The 24,622-nt window shown below is 44.4% G+C and carries 19 protein-coding genes; 7 read left to right on the plus strand and 12 right to left on the minus strand.

What is annotated here, in order from left to right:
• Window positions 1-3 precede the first annotated feature (3 nt).
• The 4 genes from QWZ05_RS18590 to QWZ05_RS18605 all read right to left on the minus strand — a co-directional run bounded on the left by QWZ05_RS18590 (window position 4) and on the right by QWZ05_RS18605 (window position 5,400).
• Window positions 4-1,893 (minus strand): DUF294 nucleotidyltransferase-like domain-containing protein, encoded by a 1,890-nt coding sequence (locus tag QWZ05_RS18590; protein WP_264877262.1) that lies wholly within the window; start codon window positions 1,891-1,893, stop codon window positions 4-6.
• A gap of 241 nt (window positions 1,894-2,134) precedes the next feature.
• The gene (locus QWZ05_RS18595) at window positions 2,135-3,487 is read right to left on the minus strand and encodes a DEAD/DEAH box helicase (RefSeq protein WP_264877263.1); all 1,353 of its coding nucleotides are present in this window, start codon (window positions 3,485-3,487) and stop codon (window positions 2,135-2,137) included.
• 171 nt (window positions 3,488-3,658) lie between these two features.
• Entirely contained in the window at window positions 3,659-4,765 is a 1,107-nt protein-coding gene (locus QWZ05_RS18600; protein WP_290299981.1) for a phosphoribosylaminoimidazolesuccinocarboxamide synthase, read from the minus strand.
• A 230-nt stretch (window positions 4,766-4,995) separates the two neighbouring features.
• Complete coding sequence (locus tag QWZ05_RS18605; RefSeq protein ID WP_264877265.1) at window positions 4,996-5,400, minus strand: hypothetical protein; 405 nt, start codon at window positions 5,398-5,400, stop codon at window positions 4,996-4,998.
• A 230-nt stretch (window positions 5,401-5,630) separates the two neighbouring features.
• On the opposite strand from QWZ05_RS18605, the gene QWZ05_RS18610 reads away from it, so the two are divergent.
• A complete protein-coding gene (locus QWZ05_RS18610; RefSeq protein ID WP_264877266.1) occupies window positions 5,631-5,801 on the plus strand; it encodes a hypothetical protein in 171 nt (56 codons plus the stop codon).
• On the opposite strand, the gene QWZ05_RS18615 is transcribed toward QWZ05_RS18610, so the two are convergent.
• On the minus strand, window positions 5,798-6,160 hold the full coding sequence (locus QWZ05_RS18615; protein ID WP_264877267.1) for a VC1380 family protein: 363 nt from the start codon (window positions 6,158-6,160) through the stop codon (window positions 5,798-5,800). The two genes, QWZ05_RS18610 and QWZ05_RS18615, sit on opposite strands and share 4 nt — an antisense overlap.
• 267 nt (window positions 6,161-6,427) lie before the next feature.
• On the opposite strand from QWZ05_RS18615, the gene QWZ05_RS18620 reads away from it, so the two are divergent.
• From QWZ05_RS18620 to QWZ05_RS18635, 4 genes are all read left to right on the plus strand, one after another.
• Complete coding sequence (locus QWZ05_RS18620) at window positions 6,428-7,777, plus strand: MipA/OmpV family protein (protein ID WP_264877268.1); 1,350 nt, start codon at window positions 6,428-6,430, stop codon at window positions 7,775-7,777.
• Between the two features lie 151 nt (window positions 7,778-7,928).
• Window positions 7,929-11,864 (plus strand): ATP-dependent RNA helicase HrpA, encoded by a 3,936-nt coding sequence (gene hrpA / locus QWZ05_RS18625; RefSeq protein ID WP_290299982.1) that lies wholly within the window; start codon window positions 7,929-7,931, stop codon window positions 11,862-11,864.
• A 155-nt stretch (window positions 11,865-12,019) separates the two neighbouring features.
• A complete protein-coding gene (locus QWZ05_RS18630) occupies window positions 12,020-12,493 on the plus strand; it encodes an outer membrane beta-barrel protein (RefSeq protein WP_290299983.1) in 474 nt (157 codons plus the stop codon).
• A gap of 229 nt (window positions 12,494-12,722) precedes the next feature.
• Window positions 12,723-12,974: a GlsB/YeaQ/YmgE family stress response membrane protein gene (locus QWZ05_RS18635; protein ID WP_264877271.1), complete on the plus strand. Its 252-nt coding sequence runs from the start codon at window positions 12,723-12,725 to the stop codon at window positions 12,972-12,974.
• A gap of 67 nt (window positions 12,975-13,041) precedes the next feature.
• Here the strand turns inward: QWZ05_RS18635 and QWZ05_RS18640 are convergent, their stop codons facing one another.
• From QWZ05_RS18640 to QWZ05_RS18650, 3 genes are all read right to left on the minus strand, one after another.
• Window positions 13,042-14,196, minus strand: coding sequence for an acyltransferase family protein (locus tag QWZ05_RS18640; RefSeq protein WP_264877272.1), 1,155 nt, complete (start codon window positions 14,194-14,196; stop codon window positions 13,042-13,044).
• A 151-nt stretch (window positions 14,197-14,347) separates the two neighbouring features.
• The gene (gene gltS / locus QWZ05_RS18645; RefSeq protein ID WP_264877274.1) at window positions 14,348-15,574 is read right to left on the minus strand and encodes a sodium/glutamate symporter; all 1,227 of its coding nucleotides are present in this window, start codon (window positions 15,572-15,574) and stop codon (window positions 14,348-14,350) included.
• A gap of 646 nt (window positions 15,575-16,220) precedes the next feature.
• Window positions 16,221-16,916: an SDR family NAD(P)-dependent oxidoreductase gene (locus QWZ05_RS18650; protein ID WP_264877275.1), complete on the minus strand. Its 696-nt coding sequence runs from the start codon at window positions 16,914-16,916 to the stop codon at window positions 16,221-16,223.
• Between the two features lie 430 nt (window positions 16,917-17,346).
• Between QWZ05_RS18650 and QWZ05_RS18655 the strand changes: the two genes are divergently transcribed.
• Window positions 17,347-18,672 carry a GGDEF domain-containing protein gene (locus QWZ05_RS18655; protein WP_264877276.1) on the plus strand — a complete coding sequence of 442 codons (1,326 nt, stop codon included), beginning with the start codon at window positions 17,347-17,349 and terminating at the stop codon, window positions 18,670-18,672.
• On the opposite strand, the gene QWZ05_RS18660 is transcribed toward QWZ05_RS18655, so the two are convergent.
• The 4 genes from QWZ05_RS18660 to QWZ05_RS18675 form a co-directional block, all read right to left on the minus strand.
• Window positions 18,662-19,396, minus strand: coding sequence for a SanA/YdcF family protein (locus QWZ05_RS18660; RefSeq protein WP_264877277.1), 735 nt, complete (start codon window positions 19,394-19,396; stop codon window positions 18,662-18,664). The genes QWZ05_RS18655 and QWZ05_RS18660 overlap by 11 nt on opposite strands.
• 18 nt (window positions 19,397-19,414) lie before the next feature.
• Window positions 19,415-19,738 (minus strand): DUF3392 domain-containing protein, encoded by a 324-nt coding sequence (locus tag QWZ05_RS18665; protein WP_264877646.1) that lies wholly within the window; start codon window positions 19,736-19,738, stop codon window positions 19,415-19,417.
• 63 nt (window positions 19,739-19,801) lie between these two features.
• On the minus strand, window positions 19,802-21,490 hold the full coding sequence (locus QWZ05_RS18670) for an NAD-dependent malic enzyme (RefSeq protein WP_290299984.1): 1,689 nt from the start codon (window positions 21,488-21,490) through the stop codon (window positions 19,802-19,804).
• 197 nt (window positions 21,491-21,687) lie between these two features.
• Window positions 21,688-22,878 (minus strand): amino acid aminotransferase, encoded by a 1,191-nt coding sequence (locus tag QWZ05_RS18675; protein WP_290299985.1) that lies wholly within the window; start codon window positions 22,876-22,878, stop codon window positions 21,688-21,690.
• 536 nt (window positions 22,879-23,414) lie between these two features.
• On the opposite strand from QWZ05_RS18675, the gene QWZ05_RS18680 reads away from it, so the two are divergent.
• Window positions 23,415-24,503 (plus strand): GGDEF domain-containing protein, encoded by a 1,089-nt coding sequence (locus tag QWZ05_RS18680; RefSeq protein WP_290299986.1) that lies wholly within the window; start codon window positions 23,415-23,417, stop codon window positions 24,501-24,503.
• The last annotated feature ends 119 nt before the right edge of the window (window positions 24,504-24,622 follow it).

Here is a 24,622-nt window from a genome sequence, read left to right on the forward strand (position 1 = left end):
CACCTACCTAAAATTGTTACTGGCTTGATAGCGGAATTTAAGGAAATTTTGCGCATTGCTTAAGATCTGGAACGCATCTTTGAGGTTTCGACGTTCAAAGTCAGACAGGTTGTCTGGTTCGATGTTGTTGTCAGCTTCAATACCATGTTCAACATCAAGTGCTTGGTGGCGAATGCGAACCATGCAGATAAACTCCATCGCATCACGTAAATCTTTGGCTCGCCCTTTGGGTAAGATGTTTGCATCGATAATGTCGTCGAGACGCTCGAAGGAGTTTTTAGCCCTAGAGCCCACAGCCATAGCATGAACACGAATGAGATCGGCAAGCGGGGCGGTGCCACGACGTTTTAAGTTGATAGAGTTCTTGTGTTGGCCGTCTTTCTCCATAACAAAACCCTGGAAAAAGCCGAGTGGCGGCGTGCGATTCAGCGCATTACGTGCAAGGCAGGCCAAGAAGCGATTGTTCTTTCGGGCGCGACGAACAATGAATCCGTTGAGTTGTTCTGCCCACTTTAAGCGACCATAGACACCATCGAGGTCGAAGAAGATAGAAGCGTTGAGTAGCGCTTTTGGATTTGGATCATCGATCCAGTTAGCAAAACACGCCTCCCACTCGCGACGCGTCATACGCCATTCAGGGTTTGTGGCCATAATGTCACCAGTGCAGTAACTGTAGCCGCACTTGTCGAGGGCATCACAGATAAATTTGGCGAACTTCTCGAAGTACTCTCCGTGTTTCTCTTTCTCAAAGCTGTCATCTAAGATAATGGCATTATCTTGGTCTGTGACAATAAGCTGCTCGTCGCGGCCCATAGAACCAAGCGCTAAGAAACAATATGGGATAGGGGCGTTACCCAACTCTTCTTCAGCAAGCTCAATAATTCGCTGTTTAAACGAACGGCCTATAACTGACATGGCACTGCCCACCATGTGCGAGTTAGCATCTTCATTGACCATGCGCACGAAACTATCTTTTACTTGTTCAGACAGTGCGGCGAGATCTTCAATAGTTTGTTGCTGGAAGATACTACTTACTAGTAGCAGTGAGTTTTGTGATTCATAGCGGATGATATCGGTAGTCTCGATCACGCCAATCGGTTTTCTATCTTTTAGCACTGGCAGGTGATGAACGTTGTAACGTAGCATCGTTAGCATCGCTTCATAAACGTAAGCGTTGTGATCAAGTGACACCAGTTCGGTTGTCATTACAGTATCAAGTGGCGCCTGAGGGTCTAAACCAGCGGCTAACACACGAGTACAAAGGTCTCGGTCGGTAATAATACCAATTAGTTGAGAGCGATCTTCTTCGTCATCATCAGGAATGTTTGGATCCATGATTAACAGTGAGGAGACGGCCTGGTCGGCCATCATGACGGCCGCTGCTTGAATTGTTTCATCACGCATAATCTGAGGCACATCACCGGTTAAAAGTGAACGAACCTTTGCTGTCGTTAGGTCGTTCTCTTCGTTCGAGACAGAGATGGCGTTGCGAAGGCGTCGCTTATCATCAATCTCGACAAAATCCGCAAAGCCATCAAACTCATCATAAAGCTCTTGGAAGATGGGCTCTGGAATACAGTAAACCAAGGTATCTTCAATCGCTTTGACCGGGAAGCGCACTTTGTTGTTGGTTAATAACCCCATTTGACCAAACATATCGCCTTCATCAAGACGATTGTAGAGCTCACCTTTGCGGCGATATACCTCGACAACGCCAGTTCTTACGACATAAAGGTCATGGATAGGATCGCCAAAGTGGATGATGGGGGTGTCAGCTCGAAAGTAGGAGATCTCGACATGTTTAGTGACATGTTGCATGACCTCTTCTGGCAGTTCGTCAAAAGGGGGATGAATGGATAAAAAACTTTGAATTTCGAGCAGCTCAACTTCCATGAACCTTCCTTCTGTGACGCGATAATGATTTTATTCATATAAAGCGTAGCATGTTAGCTAAGGTATTCACTGATGTATAGCGTGTCGCAGGCTAGTCTATTGATTTTTATGCCATGCTGGCTTTGATTGTTGAAATAATTGGCAATGAGCAAACGTGTTAAGTTACCCATTTTAGGGCGAAAAAAAAGACCAGAAATGAACTGGTCTTATCGTTTGCAATGAACAGCAGCAGTGCGTGTTGCTATTTGTCGCTTTGTGTCGTCTTTGGTTTGAATTTTCTTACCTGTTTATGGCGAGGGTTCTTGCTCACAGGCTTATTACCACGACGCTTACTCGATGAGCGTTGTCCATCTGCATGCTCAGGCTTGTCTGCATTCATCTGCGCTGTCTTTGGCTTCTTCGGCTTTTTCGGTTTCTTTGGTTTGGTAGGACGAGTATCTAATACCGATTCAGGCACTTCGTTAACCGCTTTGTATTCAGGGTGTTCTTTGCGTGGCAAGAGTTTTTGAATAAGGCGTTCTATTGCAAACAGCTCACTCACTTCATCATTACATACTAGCGATACCGCTTCGCCCACAGCACCCGCACGGCCCGTACGACCGATTCGGTGAACGTAATCGGCTGCGACATGGGGTAAATCGAAGTTAACGACATAAGGCAGGTGAGAAATGTCGATGCCACGCGCGGCGATATCCGTCGCGACTAAGGTACTAATTTCACCATTTTTGAAACCTTCAAGTGCACGTGTGCGAGCGCCTTGGCTCTTATTGCCGTGAATGGCAGCTGATGAGATACCTTGTTTATCCAAGTGAAAACTTAATCGGTTTGCGCCGTGCTTAGTGCGAGCAAAAATCAACACCTGCTTCCAGTTATTCTCTTTGATGAGGCTAACAAGCAGTGGTGCTTTTTTACGCTTGTCTGTGGTGTAGATACACTGTTCAACGGTTTCTGCCGTGGTGTTTCTTGGGCTAACAGAAATTTCAACAGGGTCATTGACAAGCTCTTTGGCAAGCGCGCGGATTTCGTCAGAAAAAGTCGCAGAAAACAGTAGGTTCTGACGTTGTTTAGGTAACAAAGCGAGAATCTTTTTGATATCACGAATAAACCCCATATCGAGCATACGATCCGCTTCATCAAGAACTAACACTTCAAGCTGTTCAAACTTAATCGCATTTTGTTGATAAAGGTCGAGTAGACGACCTGGCGTTGCGACTAAGACATCGACACCGTTTCTAAGTGCCATCATCTGCGGGTTAATCTTAACCCCACCAAAAACTACCGTAGATTTAAGGTCAGTATAGCGGCTGTACTTAAAGGCGTTTTCTTGAACCTGAGCGGCCAGTTCACGAGTCGGAGTTAATATCAACGCACGAACATGGTTACTACGCACACGTTGACCGTTAGACAGTCGCTGCAAAATTGGCAGCACAAAACCCGCAGTCTTACCAGTTCCGGTTTGCGCAGCTGCCATCACATCTTTACCTGTGATAACCGCAGGGATCGCTTGCGCTTGGATTGGCGATGGCTCGGTATAACCTTGTTCGTCAATCGCTTTTAAAAGTGGAACGGATAGACCTAGGGAAGTGAAACTCATATACGGTGCTCGTAATAGAAGAGAGATGCAGACTTAAGCATACTCTATGAAATCAAAGGGTGCGTATTGTGAAGAGAGTTCCTGGATTATGCAAACTATTAATCGCGCATAACTAAATAGAAAAAAGCCAGCAGTGCTGGCTTGATAGAAGATGATAAGTGCTAATAACGGTTACTTGGCAATCAACCCGTATTCTTTATCAAGAACATCAATGATCTCTTGTTTTGGGTTTTCGCTCAGAGTGATTGCTTTACCTGTAATTTTCTCTGCAATACCAGTATAAGTGCGAGAAATATCCATCAACGCGTCGACTGGAAGCTCGTTATCACGCGCGAGTACATCACGCTCAGGCATGCGCTCTTTATTAAGAAGAACATCAGGGTCAGGGAAGTGGTTAAGAAGGAACTGACGGAAGCCCTCTTTTGAGTTTTCTACGATGTTACCTGCTAGATACTCTTTTGTGTCCCAAATACGTGAAGAATCTGGAGTACCGACTTCATCCATATAGATCAATTTTTCTACACCTTTTGAATCCGTTACGTAACCAAACTCAAATTTTGTATCTACGAAAGTCTGACCGACTTTTTCTAGTGCATCGCTAATGACACCAAAGCCTTCTTTTAACAGTTTTTCATACAGTGCAATATCTTCGGCATTTGAAAAGTTGAATGCAGAGTAGTTGTCGACAATGTTGTTGCGAGTAATGTTCACATCATCAGCTTCTGGTACGCCAGGGATACCTTTTAGAATGCCCTTAGTTGATGGTGTCATTAACAGCTCTGGAAGTTTTTTATCTTTCTCTAGACCTTCAGGAAGTTCAATACCGCAAAATTCACGTTCACCTTTGTCGTAGGCACGCCACATTGAGCCGGTAATGTATTGGCGGCAAATCGCTTCAATCATCACAGGTTTGGCTTTTTGCACAATCCAAACGAATGGGTGAGGAATATCTAAGATGTGGCTATCTGCAAGACCATTATCTTTGAACAGTTTGAACCAGTGGTTAGAGATTGCATTGAGTGCAGCGCCTTTACCCGGAACACCTTTCAAGCCACCTTCACCACGCCAGATACAATCAAAGGCAGAAATTCGGTCACTGATCACCATGATAGCCAGTGGGGCATCTTCAGCGACATCGTAGCCTTTCTCTTTAATCAGGCGACGGCTGTCTTCTTCTGTTAGCCAATAAACAGAGCGGACTTTACCACTGTGAACAGGCTTATCTGTGCGGATTGGAAGATCATCATTTACGGCTAGAACTTGATCAGCGAGGCTCATCTAGGCATTCCTATCGTGTATTTATCCAGCGATAGCGGGATAGTCGGTTAATAAAATATCCCTGAAGGCTCCAAGGATAGGTACAACGGAAGGAATAATACCAGAACGAAAGCGATGTTCCAGTGAAAAAGCAAACGTTTGCTTCATTGTTGTTCAACAGCATGCCTTGAGTCTCTGTTAACGAAAATAAGCAACGAGCAAACGCTGTGTTTTGGTATGAATAAGCTTAATTAGTGAATACGGTCAAAGTGGTTGGAAGCCGCGACTGAATCATTTAGAAAGACAACTTGGCAACCTTGTTCTTTGGCCAGTGACTCTAGGCAATGCCTCTCTACAGCAGAAAATTGACCGGAAGTAACGATAGCACTGGCATTACGCGCTTGAAGAACGCGTGTCACGACCTCTAACTCACTGTACTGATGAGAAGGTTTGAGTTGCATGACTTTATCCACATCGACCGAGTAGTGTAGGCATTCACCGTAAGTTGGACGAGGGCATTGGGCGGTAAAGAAAATCCACTGACGAGAGTGTGATGCATGAGACAGTTGAGTGAAGACACATTGAGGGATGCCTGCTGAACTATTGGATTGAAAACCAGAAGTAGAATGGTGCATGTGTGATTCGAAGTGATACATATTTACTGTCTCCATATACATACTGTATGCCTATACAGTATTACTGTTTTTTCTGGAGATCAAGCGTTTAGAGTGAAAATGTTGAAATAATGTACGAATGTTGAAGCGGAAATCACCATAGTAAGAGTGTTTCCTCAAAACTCGCTAGGACAGAAAGACGTCTGTGTTTTGGTTAAGGCAACTAAACTTATGTATGAGCAAAGTGCAAGAATGCGGCATTGAGGTGGTTTATGAAGGTTTTAGTTGCAATGATGTTTGTTGTGAGTTCATTGACGGCGTGCCAACTGACACGTGTCGAAGGTGAAGTAAAAGATGTTGAAGTGAAAGTGAGTACAAAAGATGGGGATCGATCCGACGGAGATTTCTGTCCGCCGGGGCATGCGAAGAAAGGTTGGTGCTAGGAAAATGTTGGTTCGTCTTCGAGCTCTTCAAGTGTTTCGATAACTTGAGCGCTGGAGTTTTCATGCGCCATGAGAATTAACCCCACAAGGGCTTCAGCTTTGTCGGCTACGGAGGCAGGTTCGTGCAAAATTTGCATGACTTTGCTTTGTAGCAAAGCTATTTCATGCTCAACAAACCCTCGGCCTTCCTCATCTTTGATGAGATCGTTGGGGGCGTTATCGAATGTTAAATGTAATAGTTCGTTGTCAAACTGGGTATCAATCAGACGTTCAGGAAGCCATACTTCACCCGTGACGACTTCGGGGTCGCTGTGTTGCGGTAGGGATTCCAAAATGATTTTTAAATCAGAGACTTTCAATCTTGTCGCTCAACTATTAATGATATTAATGTTTTTATACATGGAGTAGCGACCAATTATCGCAAATCTTTAATGATAATGACATAATGTGCGCCCGATCACGAATGGATAGCACTGTGTGGGGTGTTTACGTACGGGTTAAACTAAATTATGTGGAAAGATAGCTGTCTGTTTTACAAGGATTTTACGATTTTTTCATGAAGGGTAGGTATACTTCCCTGTCAGTGAACGGCTAATAAGTCCCTCAAAATTATGATTAGAGGCTCAATGAGAAGCTCAACTTTAATAAATTGGACATTGGTAAGCAGCATTTTGTCATGTGGCGCGTATGCTGAAACCGAATCAAGATCGCCTTTTTCTCTTGAACGCGAGAATGAGCATCAAACCTGGGGTGTTTCAGCGCAATACCGTATTGCGACTACTCCGTATGATCTAGACCAGAGTGACAGTTCAACAGGCAGTTTTATTCCACTGCTTCATTTTGAGAATGATTACTTTTTTGTTGATGGAGTGAGTGCTGGTTATAAAGCGTTTGAGCAAGGAAAATGGTCGTTCAACGCAATAAGTCGTTTACGCTTTATCGATCTACCTGAAGATCTACAACATGAATACGGCGGTGCGCGTGTGGATCTTGGTGGCGCACTTGGCTATCAATTGACTGATGCGACAAAAACAGAGCTAGAGCTTCTGTCTGATAGCAACGGTAGTATTCATGGTAACTGGCGAATCTCTACCGAATACAGTGGCGAAAGCTGGTGGTTCAAGCCAAGTGTGACATTGCGTTATAAATCGGCAGACTTCAACTCGCATTATTACGCCGTCGAAGATTTGACTAACGAGCGTATCGGGGCCGGTATTGATGCGAATATTGGTATAGAAGGGCGTTATCACCTGGCTTCTAATTTGTACTTAATGGGTTCAACCAGTTTAACGGTGTTGGATGACAATGCTTATCAAAGCCAAGCGGTTGATAGCCATACTCAAGGTGAAGTGTACGTTGGTTTTGGCTTCTTTAATGAACCTAAGCAAACACGTCGTTCGGATGTCAAAGCCAAACCGTATGTTCGTGTCGCTCATGGTTGGGGTACGATCTCGAACATGGGTGATATTTTGCTGCGCTGGGATGTTGAAAAAGACGAATACAATAACCAGATGACATCGGTGTTTTATGGTCACCCAGTGAGCGATACTTTATTTGGTTTGCCTCTCGAAATCTACTTCACACCGGGCATCGGCCATCACTGGTCGTCGGAAGTTCAAGGACACAGCACAGAGTATATTGCTGCGGTTAAAGCCTACTATACTTTTCAGTGGCCATTTAAATGGCGATTCGGCGTTGCCGAAGGTCTCTCTTGGGTCGATCGCACGACCTACTTAGAGTATGTCGATATGATTGACGAAAAAGAGGACTACACAACACCAAGTCGTTTGTTGAACTACCTTGATATCTCATTCGATTTCAATTTAGGTGATGCCTTTAACAATAGTGACTGGAACGACGTATGGCTTGGTTATACCTTGCACCATCGTTCTGCAATTTTTGAGCAATCAGCGCAATATGGTCGCATGAAAGGTGGCAGTAACTATAATATGGTGTATCTGCAGTTTGATTTCTAATGAGAGAAAGCTAATCACGTAAAGCTAATCACTGCACTCAATAACTCAGACCCAGCTTCGGCTGGGTTTTGCATAAATGGCGCGCGCAAAAACTGTCATAATCTGTGATACAATTCGCGCAGTTTTAAGAGTAAGAATAATAGGAAATGCTTTGACTTCGTCTCAGCCAGATAAAAACGCTCAGCAAGCTAATCCTGAGCAAGCACAAGCCAATAGTCCCCAATCTCTTCGTAAAGCACTGAACCAGTGTATGATGCGCGATCGCTTTCGTTTGAGTAAGCGCATTTCAGGGGCAAGCAAAATTAAAAAAGAAGCCTCGCGTAATGCGGTATTTGATGAAATTGCACTCGATATTGCAAAGTCGATGATGGAAGCTGAGCAGCGAGGTAACGCTCCTGTGACTATCGACTACCCGGAAATACTCCCGGTTAGCCAAAAGCGCGATGATATTGCAGAGGCGATCAAGAACCATCAAGTCGTGATCGTTGCCGGTGAGACAGGTTCTGGTAAAACGACGCAGCTACCAAAGATTTGTGCTGAGCTGGGTCGAGGCAAGTTCGGCCTCATTGGCCACACACAGCCACGTCGTCTTGCAGCACGCTCAGTAGCGACGCGTATTGCTGAAGAGATGGAAACCAAGCTCGGTGAGTTTGTTGGTTATAAAGTTCGATTCAATGATCAGATCTCGGAAAATACCCAGATTAAATTGATGACAGACGGTATCTTGCTGGCTGAGATTCAACACGATCGATTCTTAAATCAATATGACACCATTATTATCGATGAAGCGCATGAACGCAGCTTAAACATCGATTTTATCTTGGGTTATCTGAAAGAACTCCTACCACGCCGCCCTGATCTAAAGGTGATCATCACCTCTGCGACTATCGACCCAGAGCGATTCTCTAAACACTTTAGTGATGCCCCTATTATTGAGGTTTCAGGCCGCACTTATCCAGTTGATGTTCGTTATCGCCCCCTCAGCAACGAAGATGATGCTGACCGAGACCAAATGGAAGGTATCTTCGATGCGGTGGACGAACTGTGTGATGAAGGGTTAGGGGACATCCTCATATTCATGAATGGTGAGCGGGAAATTCGCGATACAGCGGATGCTCTAACCAAACGTAAGCTGCGTGACACAGAAATCGTTCCGCTTTATGCGCGCCTTTCGGCGGGGGAGCAAAATAAAATCTTCCAGCCACACTTAGGACGCCGCATCGTATTGGCAACTAACGTGGCTGAAACCTCCCTAACTGTTCCTGGAATCAAGTATGTGATTGACCCAGGTACTGCGCGAATCAGTCGTTACAGTTATCGTACAAAGGTTCAGCGACTTCCTATCGAGCCCGTGTCACAAGCGAGTGCCAACCAGCGTAAAGGCCGTTGTGGTCGTGTCGCGGAAGGTATTTGTATTCGTCTGTATTCTGAAGAAGACTTTGAGTCTCGCCCTGAGTTTACAGACCCAGAGATCCTACGAACTAACTTAGCCTCTGTTATTCTGCAAATGACCGCACTTGGCCTTGGTGATATTCAAGCCTTCCCATTTGTTGAAGCGCCGGATAAACGCAATATCCAAGATGGTGTGCGTCTGTTGGAAGAGCTGGGTGCGATTAATGACAAAGCGAAAGACCCGAAGAAGCGTTTAACAAATATTGGCCGACAATTAGCTCGCCTACCTATCGACCCACGTCTTGCTCGAATGGTGCTCGAAGCGCCAAAAGAGCGCGCGTTAAAAGAGGTGATGGTGATTGCCTCAGCTCTGTCAATTCAAGACCCACGTGAACGCCCAAGCGATAAGCAGCAATCGTCAGATGATAAGCACCGTCGATTCTTCCATGAAGAGTCAGATTTTCTAACATTCGTGAACCTTTGGGATTACATCCAAAAGCAACAAAAAGCGTTATCAGGCAACCAGTTCCGTAAACAATGTAAACAGGACTATCTCAATTACTTGCGTATTCGTGAGTGGCAAGATGTGTACTTCCAAATCCATCAAGCGATGCGTGAAATGGATTTCAAACTCAATGATGAGCCAGCGTCTTATCAAAGTGTACACACTGCATTGTTGGTGGGTTTACTCTCTCATGTGGGCATGAAAGATCAGGAGAAAAATGAGTATCAGGGTGCACGTAATGCCCGTTTTCATATTTTCCCTGCATCAGGCCTATTTAAGAAGCAACCTAAATGGATCATGTCGGCAGAGCTTGTGGAAACCTCTAAGCTCTGGGGACGTATCATTGCCAAGATCCAGCCAGAATGGATCGAACCATTAGCAAAACACATCATCAAGCGCAGTTATAGCGAACCTCATTGGTCAAAGAAACGTGCAGCAGTGATGGCACATGAAAAAGTGATGATGTATGGCATCCCAATCGTGCCAAAACGTCTCGTTAACTACGGAAGCATTGACACGCCAGTGAGCCGCGAAATCTTCATTCGCAGTGCATTAGTTGAAGGTGAGTGGGAAACCAAGCATGCTTTCTTTAAGCAAAACCGAAAATTGCTGCAAGAGGTAGAAGAACTAGAGCACAAGTCTCGTCGCCGTGACATTTTGGTGGATGACGATGAACTGTTTGATTTTTACGACCAACGTGTCGACACCGAGGTCGTCTCTGGACGTCACTTCGATAGCTGGTGGAAGAAGGCATCAAAGCAGAACAGTGAGCTACTTAACTTTGAAAAAGAGATGCTGTTCAAGGGTGATGCAAGCCATGTCACTGATTTAGACTATCCAAACTTTTGGCACCAAAATGGCTTGAAACTCAAGTTAAGCTATCAGTTTGAACCTGGCGATGATAATGACGGTGTCACTGTGCATATTCCGTTGCCAATTCTGAATCAAATAGAACCTGCAGGCTTTGATTGGCAAATCCCGGGGCTACGCCATGAGCTTGTGGTGAGTCTAATTAAATCGTTGCCGAAAACACTGCGCAAAAACTTTGTACCTGCACCAAACTATGCCGATGCATTCCTCGCTCGCGTTACTCCAATGGAAATGCCATTGCTGGATGCACTAGAGAAAGAGCTACGTCGCATGACAGGCACAGAAATTTTGCGTGATGACTGGAAGCTGGATCAAGTTCCTGATCACTTGAAGGTGACCTACCGCGCTGTTGATCACCGTAATCGTAAACTTAAAGAGCACGCTGATCTGCATGAATTGAAAGAGAGTCTAAAAGAGAAAGTTCAGCAAACACTATCTAAAGTGGCAGACGATGATATTGAGCAGCAGGGCTTACATACTTGGAGCTTCGGTGAGCTACCAAGAGTCTATCAACAAAAGCGCGGCGGCTATGATGTAAAAGCTTACCCTGCGTTGGTTGATAACAAAGATAGCGTTGAGATCAAACTGTACGAGACTGAGCAAGAGCAGCAGCTAGCGATGCAGGCCGGTCAGCGTCGATTGGTGCTTCTGAATGTGCCTTCACCGATCAAATATTTGCACAGTAATTTACCAAACAAGTCAAAGCTAGGTCTATATTTTAACCCTTACGGCAAGGTGCTGGATCTTATTGATGACTGTATTGCCTGTGGTATTGATAAATTAATCGAGGAAAAAGGCGGCATCGTTTGGGAGCCTGAGCAGTTCGAGGCCTTAAAGGAACACATTAGAGCGGAGCTGGGTGATACCGTGGTAGAGATTGCCAAACAGGTAGAAACCATTCTGACTACCGCATTTAATATCAACAAAAAGCTAAAAGGTAAGATTGACTTTACCATGGCATTTGCGTTGTCGGACATTAAGGCGCAGGTAGAAGGTCTGATCTTTAAAGGTTTTGCCACTGAGTGCGGTTGGAAACGTCTTCCAGACATCCTACGCTATATGAGGGCGATTGAACGTCGCATGGAAAAGCTGCCGATCGATCCGAATAAAGACCGCTTACATATGCTGAAGATTGAATCAGTAGCGAGTGACTATAAAGAGCTTCTCAACAAGATACCAAAAGGCATGATGATTCCGCCTGAGGTGAAAGAGATCCGATGGATGTTGGAAGAGCTGCGAGTGAGCTATTTTGCACAGCAGTTGGGTACACCGTATCCGGTTTCAGATAAACGAGTAAAAAATGCGATAGAAGCGATTTAACCGTAAGCGCTTATTTTGCATCAGAATAACAAAAAGCATCAGCGTGCTGAATTAATGGTAGTCATTGGCACGTTGTATGCTTTAGAATCCCCGACAATTAATAGGACTGGCATTTTTTGCCGCCTTGGCAAAACATGGAGATTAAGAAGGTAATTATGAAAAAAGCGCTTTTAGCTGTTGCACTTATGGGTGCATCTGCCACTGCGGCAGCGGACTCTTGGATTTACGCTGGTGCTTCTGTAGGTCAATCTGATCTAGAGAGCAGCAATGACACTGCATTTAGCATTCACGCTGGTACAGGTATTCTACCATTCATTGGCCTTGAGCTAGGTTACACTAACCACGGTTCTTTTGAGGTTGCTTCTGAGAAGTTTGACGTTGAGTCTATCTATTTCGCAGCAAAGCCAAGCATTAACTTTGGTCCACTTCAAATTTATGGTAAAGCGGGTGCGCACTCTTGGTCGGCAAGCGGCGACTATGATAAAGACAGCTATGACATCATGTATGGTGTAGGTGCTGATTATCAAGTGTTCGGTCCACTATCAGTGGGTGCAGAGTACATGGTATACGACATGAATAAAGGCGATATCGGTACTTTTGCAATAACGGCATCACTAAACTTCTTATAAGTAGCCAGCCTGATAAGCCATTACTAATTTTAGACCCGATTCAGTTAGCTGAATCGGGTTTTTTAATGCCCACTCGGAGTAATCCCTTGCGTTAACACTGTCTCAATCGTTTTAATCCTGAGGAGTTTATAACTGTAAAAATAGCGATTTAGCCAAGCTCATCTATGCTTTAAACGTATTATTGGAAAGCTGTTTGGCTTTTCTCTTTTGCTAAAGTAAGGAGAGAGTGATGGGAATTTTTTCGTGGATTATTTTAGGGTTGATTGCCGGTGCGTTGGCAAAATGGTTGATGCCGGGTAAAGATGGTGGTGGCTGGATCATGACGATTTTACTCGGTATAGCGGGGGCCTTCGTTGGCGGCTTTATCGGAAGTTTCTTAGGGTTTGGCGGTGCAGACGGTGTGAACATCGGCAGTATTGTCACTGCTACCTTAGGTGCGTTTGTACTGCTGTTTGTCTATAACCGTTTCATTCGTGGATAGCTCATACATCACAACATGATTAATGACAAGAGTAAAAAGAGCACGCTGAAAAATAGCGTGCTCTTTCTTATATCTGCTTTTGACGAGGCGTTTTAGGTTGTGTTGTCGATTGAATCGGTTGGACTTTACCAAGTCGCTGTCCTCTAAGTTCAATATGCTTATGGCTCCATCGAGCACAAATAGTAATGGTAAAGACTAACAACAGGGCAACAAGATTGTTGATGTGATCATCTCCGAGAGTGATATAGCGTTGGCCGTTAATTGTTGGAGCGATATCCAATATGAACTTACGGTTAAATACGATAAACACCGACGTAAAGACAAATATTAGAGCTACATGAATCATATAAATTGAATAAGAAAGCTCGCCTAGTCGTAAGAATGGGCGGTGTTTCAGAAGCTGAGACAGCGCGCCTTGTTCGAAGGCAAATAGTAATACGGCAGCCAAAAATAGAACGATGGCTAACTGCATTCTGTAGGTAAAGGGGTCAGACTGGACTAAAGCGATGATGGCTAATAGTGCGAGACACTCAAGCAGCGTTGCTACGACATACGACGCCTTTATAGCGTGAAGCTGTCGATACAACATATAGATACTAGCACCGCCAAAGAAACAGGCGAGACCTGTTAAAGGCACCCGATGGGGGCTTTGAGGGAACAGTGTTAATAAAGCAAGTGTGGCTAGAGAAATCGATGCCCAAAGCAGTGCACGCTGCTGCTTGCATACGCTTATTGTGATGAAAAGAATGATATAGAGGTAAAACTCAATACTGATACTCCAAGCGGGGTAATTGAAGCTACCATTGGCGGTTGCCGGAAACCATGACTGAATAAGTAGCAGATCGGGAATAAGCTGAATAGGGTGGTTACTACCGGTAAAAGGAATGTCATTGAACGTAATTCCGGCAAATTCAAAGGCTATTAGTTTGGCTATTTCAAACCCAAACATCACCATCAACATGGTTAGATGAAGCGGATAGATACGATAGAAACGCGCTTTTATGTAAGGAGTGAACTTCAAACCCTCTTTCATGCCGTAACCGTGCGCGAGAACAAATCCGCTGAGAACGAAAAAAAACTCAACAAATAAATAACTGCCGCGAAAAAAAGACCACTCTGTAAAGCTGCCGACAAAATGTAGGTGGAAAACCACAACACATATTGCACTGATCCCCCGAAATGAATCGAGAACTTCAAAACGTTTATGACTTAACTCTGGCATGCATCTTCCTTTGAGGCGATAGGTAATTCCCCATATCTAATCAGAGGTTAGCGCAGTGCGTTGTCTTTAGAGTTTGAAATTGTTATTAAGTAGGGATGAGATAGGAATGAAAAAGCGGCCAATGAGGCCGCTTAGGAGTATTTTAATCGGGTTAACCTAAGAAGGAGATATAACCCTGAAGGATGATTAAGTTGACGATATCAATGAAGAACGCGCCAACAATTGGCACTACCATAAATGCTTGTGGTGAAGGACCGAATCGGTTAACGATGGTGCCCATGTTCATGACCGCCGTTGGCGTTGCCCCGAGGCCAAAACCACAGTGTCCACCTGCGATAACTGCCGAGTCGTAGTTTTTACCCATCGCCTTGAAGGTGACGTAGTAAGAGAACACAGCAAGCACCACAGACTGAACTGCGAGGATAATCAAGAACGGGATCGCCAAGTCAAAGATATTCCATAAGCGTAAGCTCATTAATGCCATGGCCAAGAATAGCGACAGGGATACCGTACCGAGCATATCAATCGTTTCAGCGTCGAGCTTTCTAAGCTTTGTCACCTCAAGGAAGTTAGTGATGATTACACCAATAAACAGGGCATAAACAAAGTCAGGGATCATTAGCCAGCTAATCTCAAATGTCGCAACCCATTGCTCCGCATATTTTGCGCCAGTGACACAGATAAGTAAGAAGAACAGCTTTTCGACGACTTTTTTCGCGGTGACTTTATCTTCTTCGTACTCATTGTAGGTCACGAGTTCAGGGAATTTTTCATGGGTGTGGGTGCCAACACCGTACTCCGACTCCATGTTGTTTTTCTGGATCAGTCTTTGCGCTACCGGACTGCCGATAATACCGCCGATGATCAAGCCAAATGTGGCTGAAGCCATAGCAATTTCGAGAACGTTATCGAAACCATACACTTCTTGGAAGGTTGTTGACCAAGCCGCACCCGTACCATGTCCGCCTGAAAGTGTAATAGAGCCAGCGATAAGTCCCATTAACGGGTCTAAGCCGAGCATCGTGGCGAGAGAAACACCGACACCGTTCTGAATAATGATATAAACCGATGCGACAGCCAAAAATAGGAAAACCTTAGCACCACCTTTCATCAACTGGGTGTAGTTTGCGGCTAAACCTACTGTTGAGAAGAACATCAGCATAAATGTATTTTGTAGTGGTAAGTCAAACTCTAGATCAACACCGTTAAAGTGTAAGATGGTGATCATACAAGCTACAATCAAACCGCCAACAATCGGTTCAGGTATGTTGAACTTCTTCAATAGTGGCAGTTTTGCATTAATGAAATGACCTAAAAAAAGAACGATGATAGCAATCAGAAACGATTCTAAAGCACCGACAGAAATTACTTGATTCATAAAGCCTCTTGTAATCTTACTCTCACATTCTTCCTGATGCTTGAGTGTTAACATTACTTTATTGGAAAGCAGAATATCTCGCAGGTTTGTGTAGAACGAAAACCAAAGTGTGTGCGCCTTAGGCTAATTTGAGGGTCTATATAGGCGGTGTGTGTATGTTCGCCTGTGATCATATGTGTCGTGATCATTCCCAAAAATGTTGTAAGAGCGATTTAGGCTCTTAAATCGAGATTGTCTGTTGTTCCCCCTGTGTTGTACCAAAATGGCTCCGTTACAAAACAACGCGAGGAGAACCTAACCAATAAAATATTGACTGTTGTCACTGTGCTAACCCACGGAGACAAAGCTCAAAATGTCTCCAACATCTTCGTTAAAAAATAGTCGATAGTTACGAAGTAATCTAGTTGGGAGTTAAGCGTGCTAGTCACAACCGGCGGCAAGCCTATCATAATTTAGAAAGGAATGCCTAATTACGCAAAATTAGTCTAAAAATCAAACAGTGCAAAGAGGTTGGAATTTTGTGAAAAATTGAGTGATTTCACCGAACTTTGTCGGTATAGCAGGTGCTATTTATATCAAATCAATAGTTGGTGTTTGTATAATAATGCACTTGTGTGACATATCAATTGTTAGACTGTATAAGCCCTTACCAAGGCAATTTTGTTCCGTTGTAATCAATCAGCTGGCCGGTATCAGAATGTTCCAGCTTGTTAAGCAACTGGTGTAGTTTGCTCGCAAGCCATTCTGGTTGATGTAGCTGATGAGATGGGATTCGCGGTTGAAAAGGGGCAGAGAGTGGGGTGTCGATAGTTCCAGGGTGAAACGCAATGACGCAACAGCGAGGGAGCTTTGCTCTCCACTCAATAGCGATGGTTTTAATGCTCATATTAAGGGCAGCTTTTGAGGCGCGATAGCTTATCCAACCACCAAGTTGATTGTCTTCAATGCTTCCAACTTTGGCCGACAAGGCAACAAAATAGGTAGCATGCTTAGACGTGAGATGAGCTTGAAGGTGCTTAGCCAAGAGTAATGTTGGAAGCGTGTTGGTTTCTATATTACGCGTAAAAAACTCAACATCTAGGCTTTGAATGGTTTTTTCGGGTGTTGCGTTGTCAGTGTGAAGAATACCGACACAATTAATCACTATGTCTAATTTGGGTAACACTTTTGCGAGCTCAATTATGCAAGCTTCGTCGGTGACGTCACACTGAAACCAACGTCCGTAAGAAGTGGGCGGAGGGGTGTGATGATAGGTAGCAAAGACGTTATGGCCAATATCGTGAAATAATGACACTAATGCCTGCCCTATACCACCAACGCCTCCAACAATGAGTACATTCATAATCAACTCTTTTCCTTTGAGCCTTGTCTCTTTGTCTAGTCTTGATTGAGAATATAGTTCACTCTGTGTCGATTTTTTTCCCAAAGGATAGGAGGGAAGAAAGGACGCAGGCTAGTTAATCTAGCTCACTCGTACTTTTTGATGACCAGCTTTTGGAATTGCATATTGAGTATACTGAGTTGTCTATAGAGGTCATCAACTTAGAAGTTTCGAGCTGGATAGATATTTTGCATTGATATTGTAATGGATACGTGAAGATTTGATCGTTTTCATCACATTTGCAGCGCAAGCGTACTTTGTTCGGTAAGCGAATAATGTTATAACCGAGATTATTGTGTTGATACTCACTTAGTGGTGACACTACCGTGAATCAATGTCTCGTTTTTGAGAGTGCGTGTGCCAGTTGAGCGACTGGGCTTGAGGGAAGTAGATGACGTACATTAGTCGGTCTGTATGGTTAACCATCCTGTTTAGCGGCGTAGTTTTGATCTGTTTTGCTCTGTGGGGTGATAAGAAGAGCACGGTGATCAAGCCTAACAATTTCAATTTTCTAGCGACCAACGATCAACTTCAAGGTGGCGCTTCAACGACTGAGATGAATTTTGTTGGAGATTCCGCACTGCTTGAATGCCAAATCAAGCGCTCGGAAAACTATCCGTGGCCGTATTGTGGTGTCTCCGTCCACCTGACTGATAATCCGGCTAAGGGTGTCGATTTATCAAGCTATCACACCGTTAAGCTCAATGTAGATTTAGTCAACATAGAGACGGGTGAGCATCCTCGAATGCGTTTTTATTTGCGTAATTTCAACCCTGAATATTCCAATTTATCTGATGAGTACACTCATAAATACAATGGCTTAGACTACTATCCACGTGAAGATAAAGATGCGTTTGACGTCCCTCTCGATGCACTTCAAGTGATGTCTTGGTGGCTGGTAGACAATGAAATTCCAATTAAACACTCTGCCCCTGAGCGAACCAATGTCAATAAAATTGAGTTTGCTACTGGCTCGGGATTGGGTGAAGGTCGCTATCGTTTAGTTATTCATCGAATTGAGTTTGTCGGGAATTACACCTCTGCAGAGAATGTGTTCTTGTTTCTGCTGATGGTGTGGATCTTTATGGGGATCTACCTTTCTTATCGAGAGGTTCGACTTAGTCGCGAAGAGTTGAAGCGTGCCAAACTACGTCAACAGCACTTGCATGCGATAAACCAATCACTTCGCGCACAAACGTTTGAATACGCCGAATTGGCGAATCGTGATGCTCTTACCGGTGCAATGACGCGCCATGCAGTGCGAGACTGGCTTAAAGCGCAAGCTGCCAAGGATGATCACGCAGTAACCAAGTTAGGCATTTTGTATCTAGATATCGACTTTTTTAAGTCAATCAATGACACCTATGGCCATTCGATGGGGGACGACATTCTGCGAGAGTTTGTCATGGTCATTCTTCGTGAGGTAAGACCGGTAGACCGAGTCGTACGATGGGGAGGGGAAGAGTTTATTGTGTTTTGTCCCGATGTTACCCAAGCGCGCGCAGAGCAGCTCGCAGATAAAATTCTACAATCAGTCAAACTGCATAAATGGACTCATAATAAAGTGTTGACCTGCAGTATCGGTATTGCTCGCTTAGGGCATGAAGAGCCTGAAGTTGCGATTGCTCGCGCTGATGAGGCTCTCTATCAAGCGAAAAAGCAAGGTCGAGATCAGGCAATGTTAGCGTGTGAAGGGGGCTGTCTTCTTAGTTCGTGACTGCAGAGCTCACTGGAATAGGAAGCGCAGCCGAGGTTGGCAATAACTGTGAGAGCACTTCTTCAGAGAGTGCTTCCTCAGAATGGATTGGTTCTTTAGGGCCAAGGAACTTAGGCTGAGTGTTGAAAATAAACAGATCGAGTACCGCCTTTACTCGCGCTAGAAGCTCTCGAATACGCAGTTTTAATGACAAGGTCTCTCCTGGCGTCTGTGCGACAAAACACGACGCATCAATATCAATGTTCCGTGCGATGAACATGGCGCGCTCACAGTGGAACTGCTGTGTAATGACGATAAATCGATTAGTGTCGAAAATCTCTTTGGCGCGAATCACAGAATCGAGCGTTCGAAAGCCAGCATAATCCAAGTGTATTTGATCTTCAGTAAAGCCCAATTTGAGAAAATCACGCTTCATAGTCCAAGGCTCATTGTATGAGCGGTGAGCGTTATCACCACTCAAAAGTACATGGCTAATTTTGCCTTGTTCGAATAGGGCTTGGGCTGCATCGATACGATATTGATAATAGAGGTTGAGAGTCCGACCAAGATATTTACTGGTTCCGAGCACTAGGCCTACGTCAAAGTTGGGTACTTCAGACAGTTCAGTATAAATAACTGAGCGGTTTTGTTTGGTAATCCAGGTGTCAATTGCGATGACCGACACAAACGCAAGCGCGACCACCAGAAGCAGCCCCTTTAGCGTTAGTATGCAATATCGAAACATCACAATATCCTTAGTGAATTAGATTTGTCGGTTTTTTTGTGCCCAAACCCCAACCACGATAAATGAGACGATGATCGTGATTGCCATATAGGAAGATGACATTTGGCGCAGCCCGTCACTGAGATAAGGAGCTGCTTTAACAATCAATAAACCATAACCGAAAGCATTGATAATAATGAAAATGAGCGTTCTGACAATAAAATTTTGTTCTCGGAGTAGCTTACGTAAAAAGCGATTGATTTCACCACCGCACATAACAAGAAGGCAGGCGATTAAAGCCGTGGAAATTTCAGACAAATAGGGATAAAAATTTTGGCCAATTGAGGCAAAGAAGTTCAACATAACATCCATGATAAAACAACGCCCTAGCATTAGGGCAAGGGCGTTGTAAGTGATTAAATTAACTTAGAAAGCTGTACGCTTATACTTGCGGTAAACAGGCTGCCAGAAGTGTTGGTCAATTGCATGTTCTAGTGCTTCATCTGTGATCTCTAGCGCAACACCCTGTTCAATCGCTTTCTTGGCGACAGCGAAAGCCAGTTTCTTCGACACCAAGTGAATCTCTTCGAGTGGCGGAAGCAGCGCACCTTGACCATTGATAGCCAGTGGTGAACAGCTTGCCAGTGCGCGACTTGATTCCATTAACATCTCATCGGTGACGCGAGTTGCTCCCACAGCAAGCACGCCTAAGCCAATTCCTGGGAAGATGTAGCTGTTATTACACTGTGCAATTGGGTAAGTCTTGCCATCGATGACAACAGGTGCAAATGGGCTTCCGGTAGCAACGAGTGCGTTGCCTTCAGTCCAAGTTAAGATATCAACCGGTGTTGCTTCTACTCGACTGGTTGGATTCGATAGTGGGAACACAATAGGGCGCTGACAGTGCTTGTACATCTCTTGGATAACATCTTGGCTAAATAGGCCAGGCGCACCTGACACACCTACTAATACCGTAGGTTTAGCGTTCTTGATGACATCAAACAACGAGAAGCCGTTTTCTGAACCTTCCCAATCAGCGGTGTCGGTTTTCTTTTGTACCAGTCGCTGCTGGAAGTCGAGTAGGTTTGGCATACCTTCTTGTAGCAAGCCCCAGCGGTCGACCATGAAGACTTGTGAACGCGCTTGCTGCTCTGAAATACCTTCAGATACCATCTGCGCAACGATTGCTTCTGCAATACCACAACCCGCAGAGCCAGCGCCGAGGAAGGTCACACGTTGATCAGACAATTTACTGCCCGCAGCGTGACAAGCGGCAAGCAGAGAGCCTACGGTTACTGCTGCCGTACCTTGGATATCATCGTTGAAGCAACAGATGCGGTTTTTGTAACGCTCAAGCAACGGCATTGCGTTTTTCTGTGCGAAGTCTTCAAACTGAATCAAGGCATCTGGCCAGCGGCGTTGAACCGCTTGGATAAACTCTTCGACAAACGCATCGTATTCTTGACCTGTGATACGAGGGTGACGCCAACCCATGTACATAGGGTCAGCTAAACGTTGTGGGTTGTTGGTGCCAACATCGAGCACGATCGGTAGCGTATAAGCTGGGCTGATCCCACCACAGGCGGTATAAAGTGCAAGTTTACCGATAGGAATACCCATACCACCGATACCTTGGTCTCCTAGACCTAAGATGCGCTCGCCATCTGTCACAACAATCACTTTAACATTGTGGTTAGCTGCGTTATTCAGCAGATCATCAATGCGATCGCGATTTGGGTAAGAGATAAATAAACCACGACCACGGCGGTAAATGTTAGAGAAGTTCTCACACGCTGCGCCAACGGTTGGTGTGTAAATGATTGGCATCATTTCGGAGATATGGTTTTGCACCAAACGGTAGAAGAGTGTTTCGTTAGTGTCTTGAATGTTACGCAGGTAGATGTGCTTATCCATATCATTCTCAAAGCTGAGGTACTGCTGATAGGCGCGTTCTACTTGTTCTTGGATCGTCTCGGTGTTTTCAGGGAGAAGGCCTTCTAAGTTAAAAGAGATTCGTTCTTCGGCAGAAAATGCACTGCCTTTGTTCAAAAGAGGGGTACTTAGAAGAGCTGGACCGGCGTAAGGGATATAAAGCGGGCGCTTATCGTTGTTCATCGTTTACCTACAGAGTTGGTGGAAAAGTAGAGCCACGGAGCGGCTTCTTGTGCGATAACATCCGGTGTAATCAAAAATCGGTGAAATTTTAGTTATATAGGTAGCTAACTTCAAGCCACAATGTGTCTGATTACCGATAAAAATAAAGCCAACCGAGTGGTTGGCTTTGAAATACTACTAAAGGGTTGGGCTAGGGCTTAAAGCACAGCTGCGATACCTTTGCACAGTGGACCCATGTTTGATTTCGTCATACCCGCAACGCTGATGCGGCCTGAGCCTACGATGTAGATACCAAATTCTTCTTTTAGGCGAGTTACTTGATCTTTGGTTAAACCAGAGAAAGAGAACATGCCGTTCTGACGCTCAATGAAACTGAAATCCGCTGCAACACCTTCCGCTTTTAGCGTGCTAACAAACAGCTCACGCATCTCTTGGATACGGTCACGCATCTCTGCAACTTCAGCTTCCCACTCTGCACGCAGCTCTGGGTTGTTCAGAATATGCGTCACAACCGCGCTACCATGCGCTGGTGGGTTAGAGTAGATAGAACGAATAATAGCTTTCACTTGAGAGAATGCGGTAGCTGCTACATCTTCAGCTTTTGCAACAAGCGTGAAGGCACCAACACGTTCGTTGTATAAACCAAAGTTTTTAGAGAATGAACTCGCGACTAAGATCTCATCACAGTATTTTGCGAATGTGCGTAAACCTGCGGCATCTTCTTCAACACCTGAAGCAAAACCTTGGTAGGCAAAATCAAACAATGGTAGCAGTTTCTTTTCTGCGGTCAGTTTAGCAAGTGCTTCCCACTCATCAGCAGTAGGATCAATACCTGTTGGGTTATGACAGCAGCCGTGTAGAAGAACAATATCACCTTCTTTTGCGGCTTGAAGGCTAGTTAGCATACCGTCAAAGTCTTTATCTTTGGTTTCTGCATTGTAGTAATCGTATTGTGCGGTTTCGATGCCGGCAGCAGTGAAAACACCATTGTGGTTCGCCCAAGTCGGGTTGCTTATCCAGATTTTCACGTCACCTAGCTGGCGTTTGATAAATTCACCCGCAACACGAAGTGCGCCTGTACCACCTGGCGCTTGTGCTGTTTTTGCACGTTTTTGGCTAACAATGTCAGAATTGTCACCAAATAACAGCTTTTGTACAGCTAACCCGTACTCTGCGGTACCTTCTATCGTTAGGTAAGACTTTGTTTTTTCCGTTTCAAGTAGTGCGGCTTCGGCTTTTTTAACGGTAGCCAATACAGGGGTTTGACCATCTTCGTTCTTATAAATACCAACACCTAGGTTGATTTTTTCAGCACGTGGGTCTTTTTTAAACTCTTCAGTCAAACCAAGAATAGGGTCCGCTGGAGCTGCGATTACTTTTTCAAACATCAGTCTCGTCCTTGTAGTAGAAGATAGCTTGCTTTTTTATACCTTTTACCTCGTCAATAAACAACAAAATCAGTAAGAAAAGTACGATTTATTGAGAATTAAACTGAGTAAAAAGTTTGTCTCGAGTATTTTCTATCGCTATGCAGGGGATTATAAGCAAACGTTTTCGTGCTGATGGCCATTGGAGGAACATCGGTAAGACTATTTTTAGCTGTCATTGAGGTGAATTGGTTAAAACTCAAGCATTAGTCATTTGAATGGACAAAGGGTAGAGAGCTGATACTATTATCAAAAATAAAACTTGGCTCATGATTTAGTCATCTAGCGTTTACTTTTTAAGGAAAAATAAGCGATATGTTGCTACATTAGGTTCAACTGTGCCGAAATCTAACTTTTGTTATTAAGTCGTATGTGTACAGTGTGTTTCATACTAATAAATAATAAATTTAATCTGGCACTTCACCTGTCGGAAAGAAGAATGTCGAGTTTAGAGGACGTGCTCTTTTAACAGTCGTCATTTAGTGAGCGAGTAAACATTGACTACACATGCCCACAGCTTTGTTGCTGAAAAACTGTCGGAAGTTGTCAAAGACAAGCAGCGTCGACAGCACCTTATGGTCAAGTCCTTAGCGATCTTTGGCTTAATCTTTTTAACGGTATTCTCTATTCAAGCCTTTTGGATTGGTAGCGTTGCGATTGGCGGTACACTCGCTTTCTTCTCAGTTTGGGGAGCGGCTAATTTGTACTTGTTGAGCTACCGCCGAGAGTGGGGCTTGATTGGTTTGACGTTAATCATCTATAGCTTATCCCTATATCTCGTCGTGACCGGTGGGCATGACAACACCGGCATCATGTGGGTTTATCCGCTTGCAGCGATCGTAATCTTTATCAATCGTTTTAAGGTCGGCCTGTTGTTAAACCTCACGTTTGTGGCGGTGCTCTCTGTTCTCCTCAACCAAAATTGGCTTGTCACGGATTACAACGCGTTAATTAAGCTTCGTTTTGTTTTGACTCTTATGGCTTTGGGCGGAATGTGTCATATCGCGATCTTCTTCCAACAGAAAATGGATGACTACATCATGAAAATGCATGAAGAGGGTATCCATAAGCTCGCGTATTTTGATTCTCTGACTCAATTGGCAAATAGAGCCACTTTTCGTTCTATTCTTTACCACTCAACTCAGCGTATGTTGTTTGAAAAGTCGGCATTGGTGTATATCGACCTTGATAACTTTAAACAAGTAAACGATCAGTATGGGCATGATTATGGCGACAAAGTACTTGGGGAGTTTGGTCAAAAGATAAGACAACTCGTCCCTCAATGCTTAGGGCGAGAACTTGGAGACTATGATATTGCAAGGTTAGGCGGTGATGAGTTTGCCATCTTCGTTGAGGACGCTTTCGATGAAGCCGAAGTGGTTCAGATGGGACATGAGATACTTAATCTTTTCACCGACAACCGAATGCATAGCCTAGAGCGAGTGCATAGCAAAGTGAGTGCAAGCGTAGGGGTAGTATTTGTATCTGTGGCGCAGCTTGATTTGGAAGAGAGTCTAAAATTAGCAGACCGAGCTATGTACGAGGCGAAAAAAGCGGGTAAAAATCAAGTTAAGGTTGTTTACTAGCTGGGTTATTCGTTCGTGTAGAAATCGACCCAGCGCAGTTGCTCAATGGTCCATTCTGGGGCTAACAAACAAAAAAAGCCTCCTGTTAAGGAGGCTTCAAAATCAGATTCTAACTCGGT

Origin of the sequence: Vibrio agarivorans, assembly GCF_030409635.1 — a bacterium.
GTDB classification, from domain to species: domain Bacteria; phylum Pseudomonadota; class Gammaproteobacteria; order Enterobacterales; family Vibrionaceae; genus Vibrio; species Vibrio agarivorans.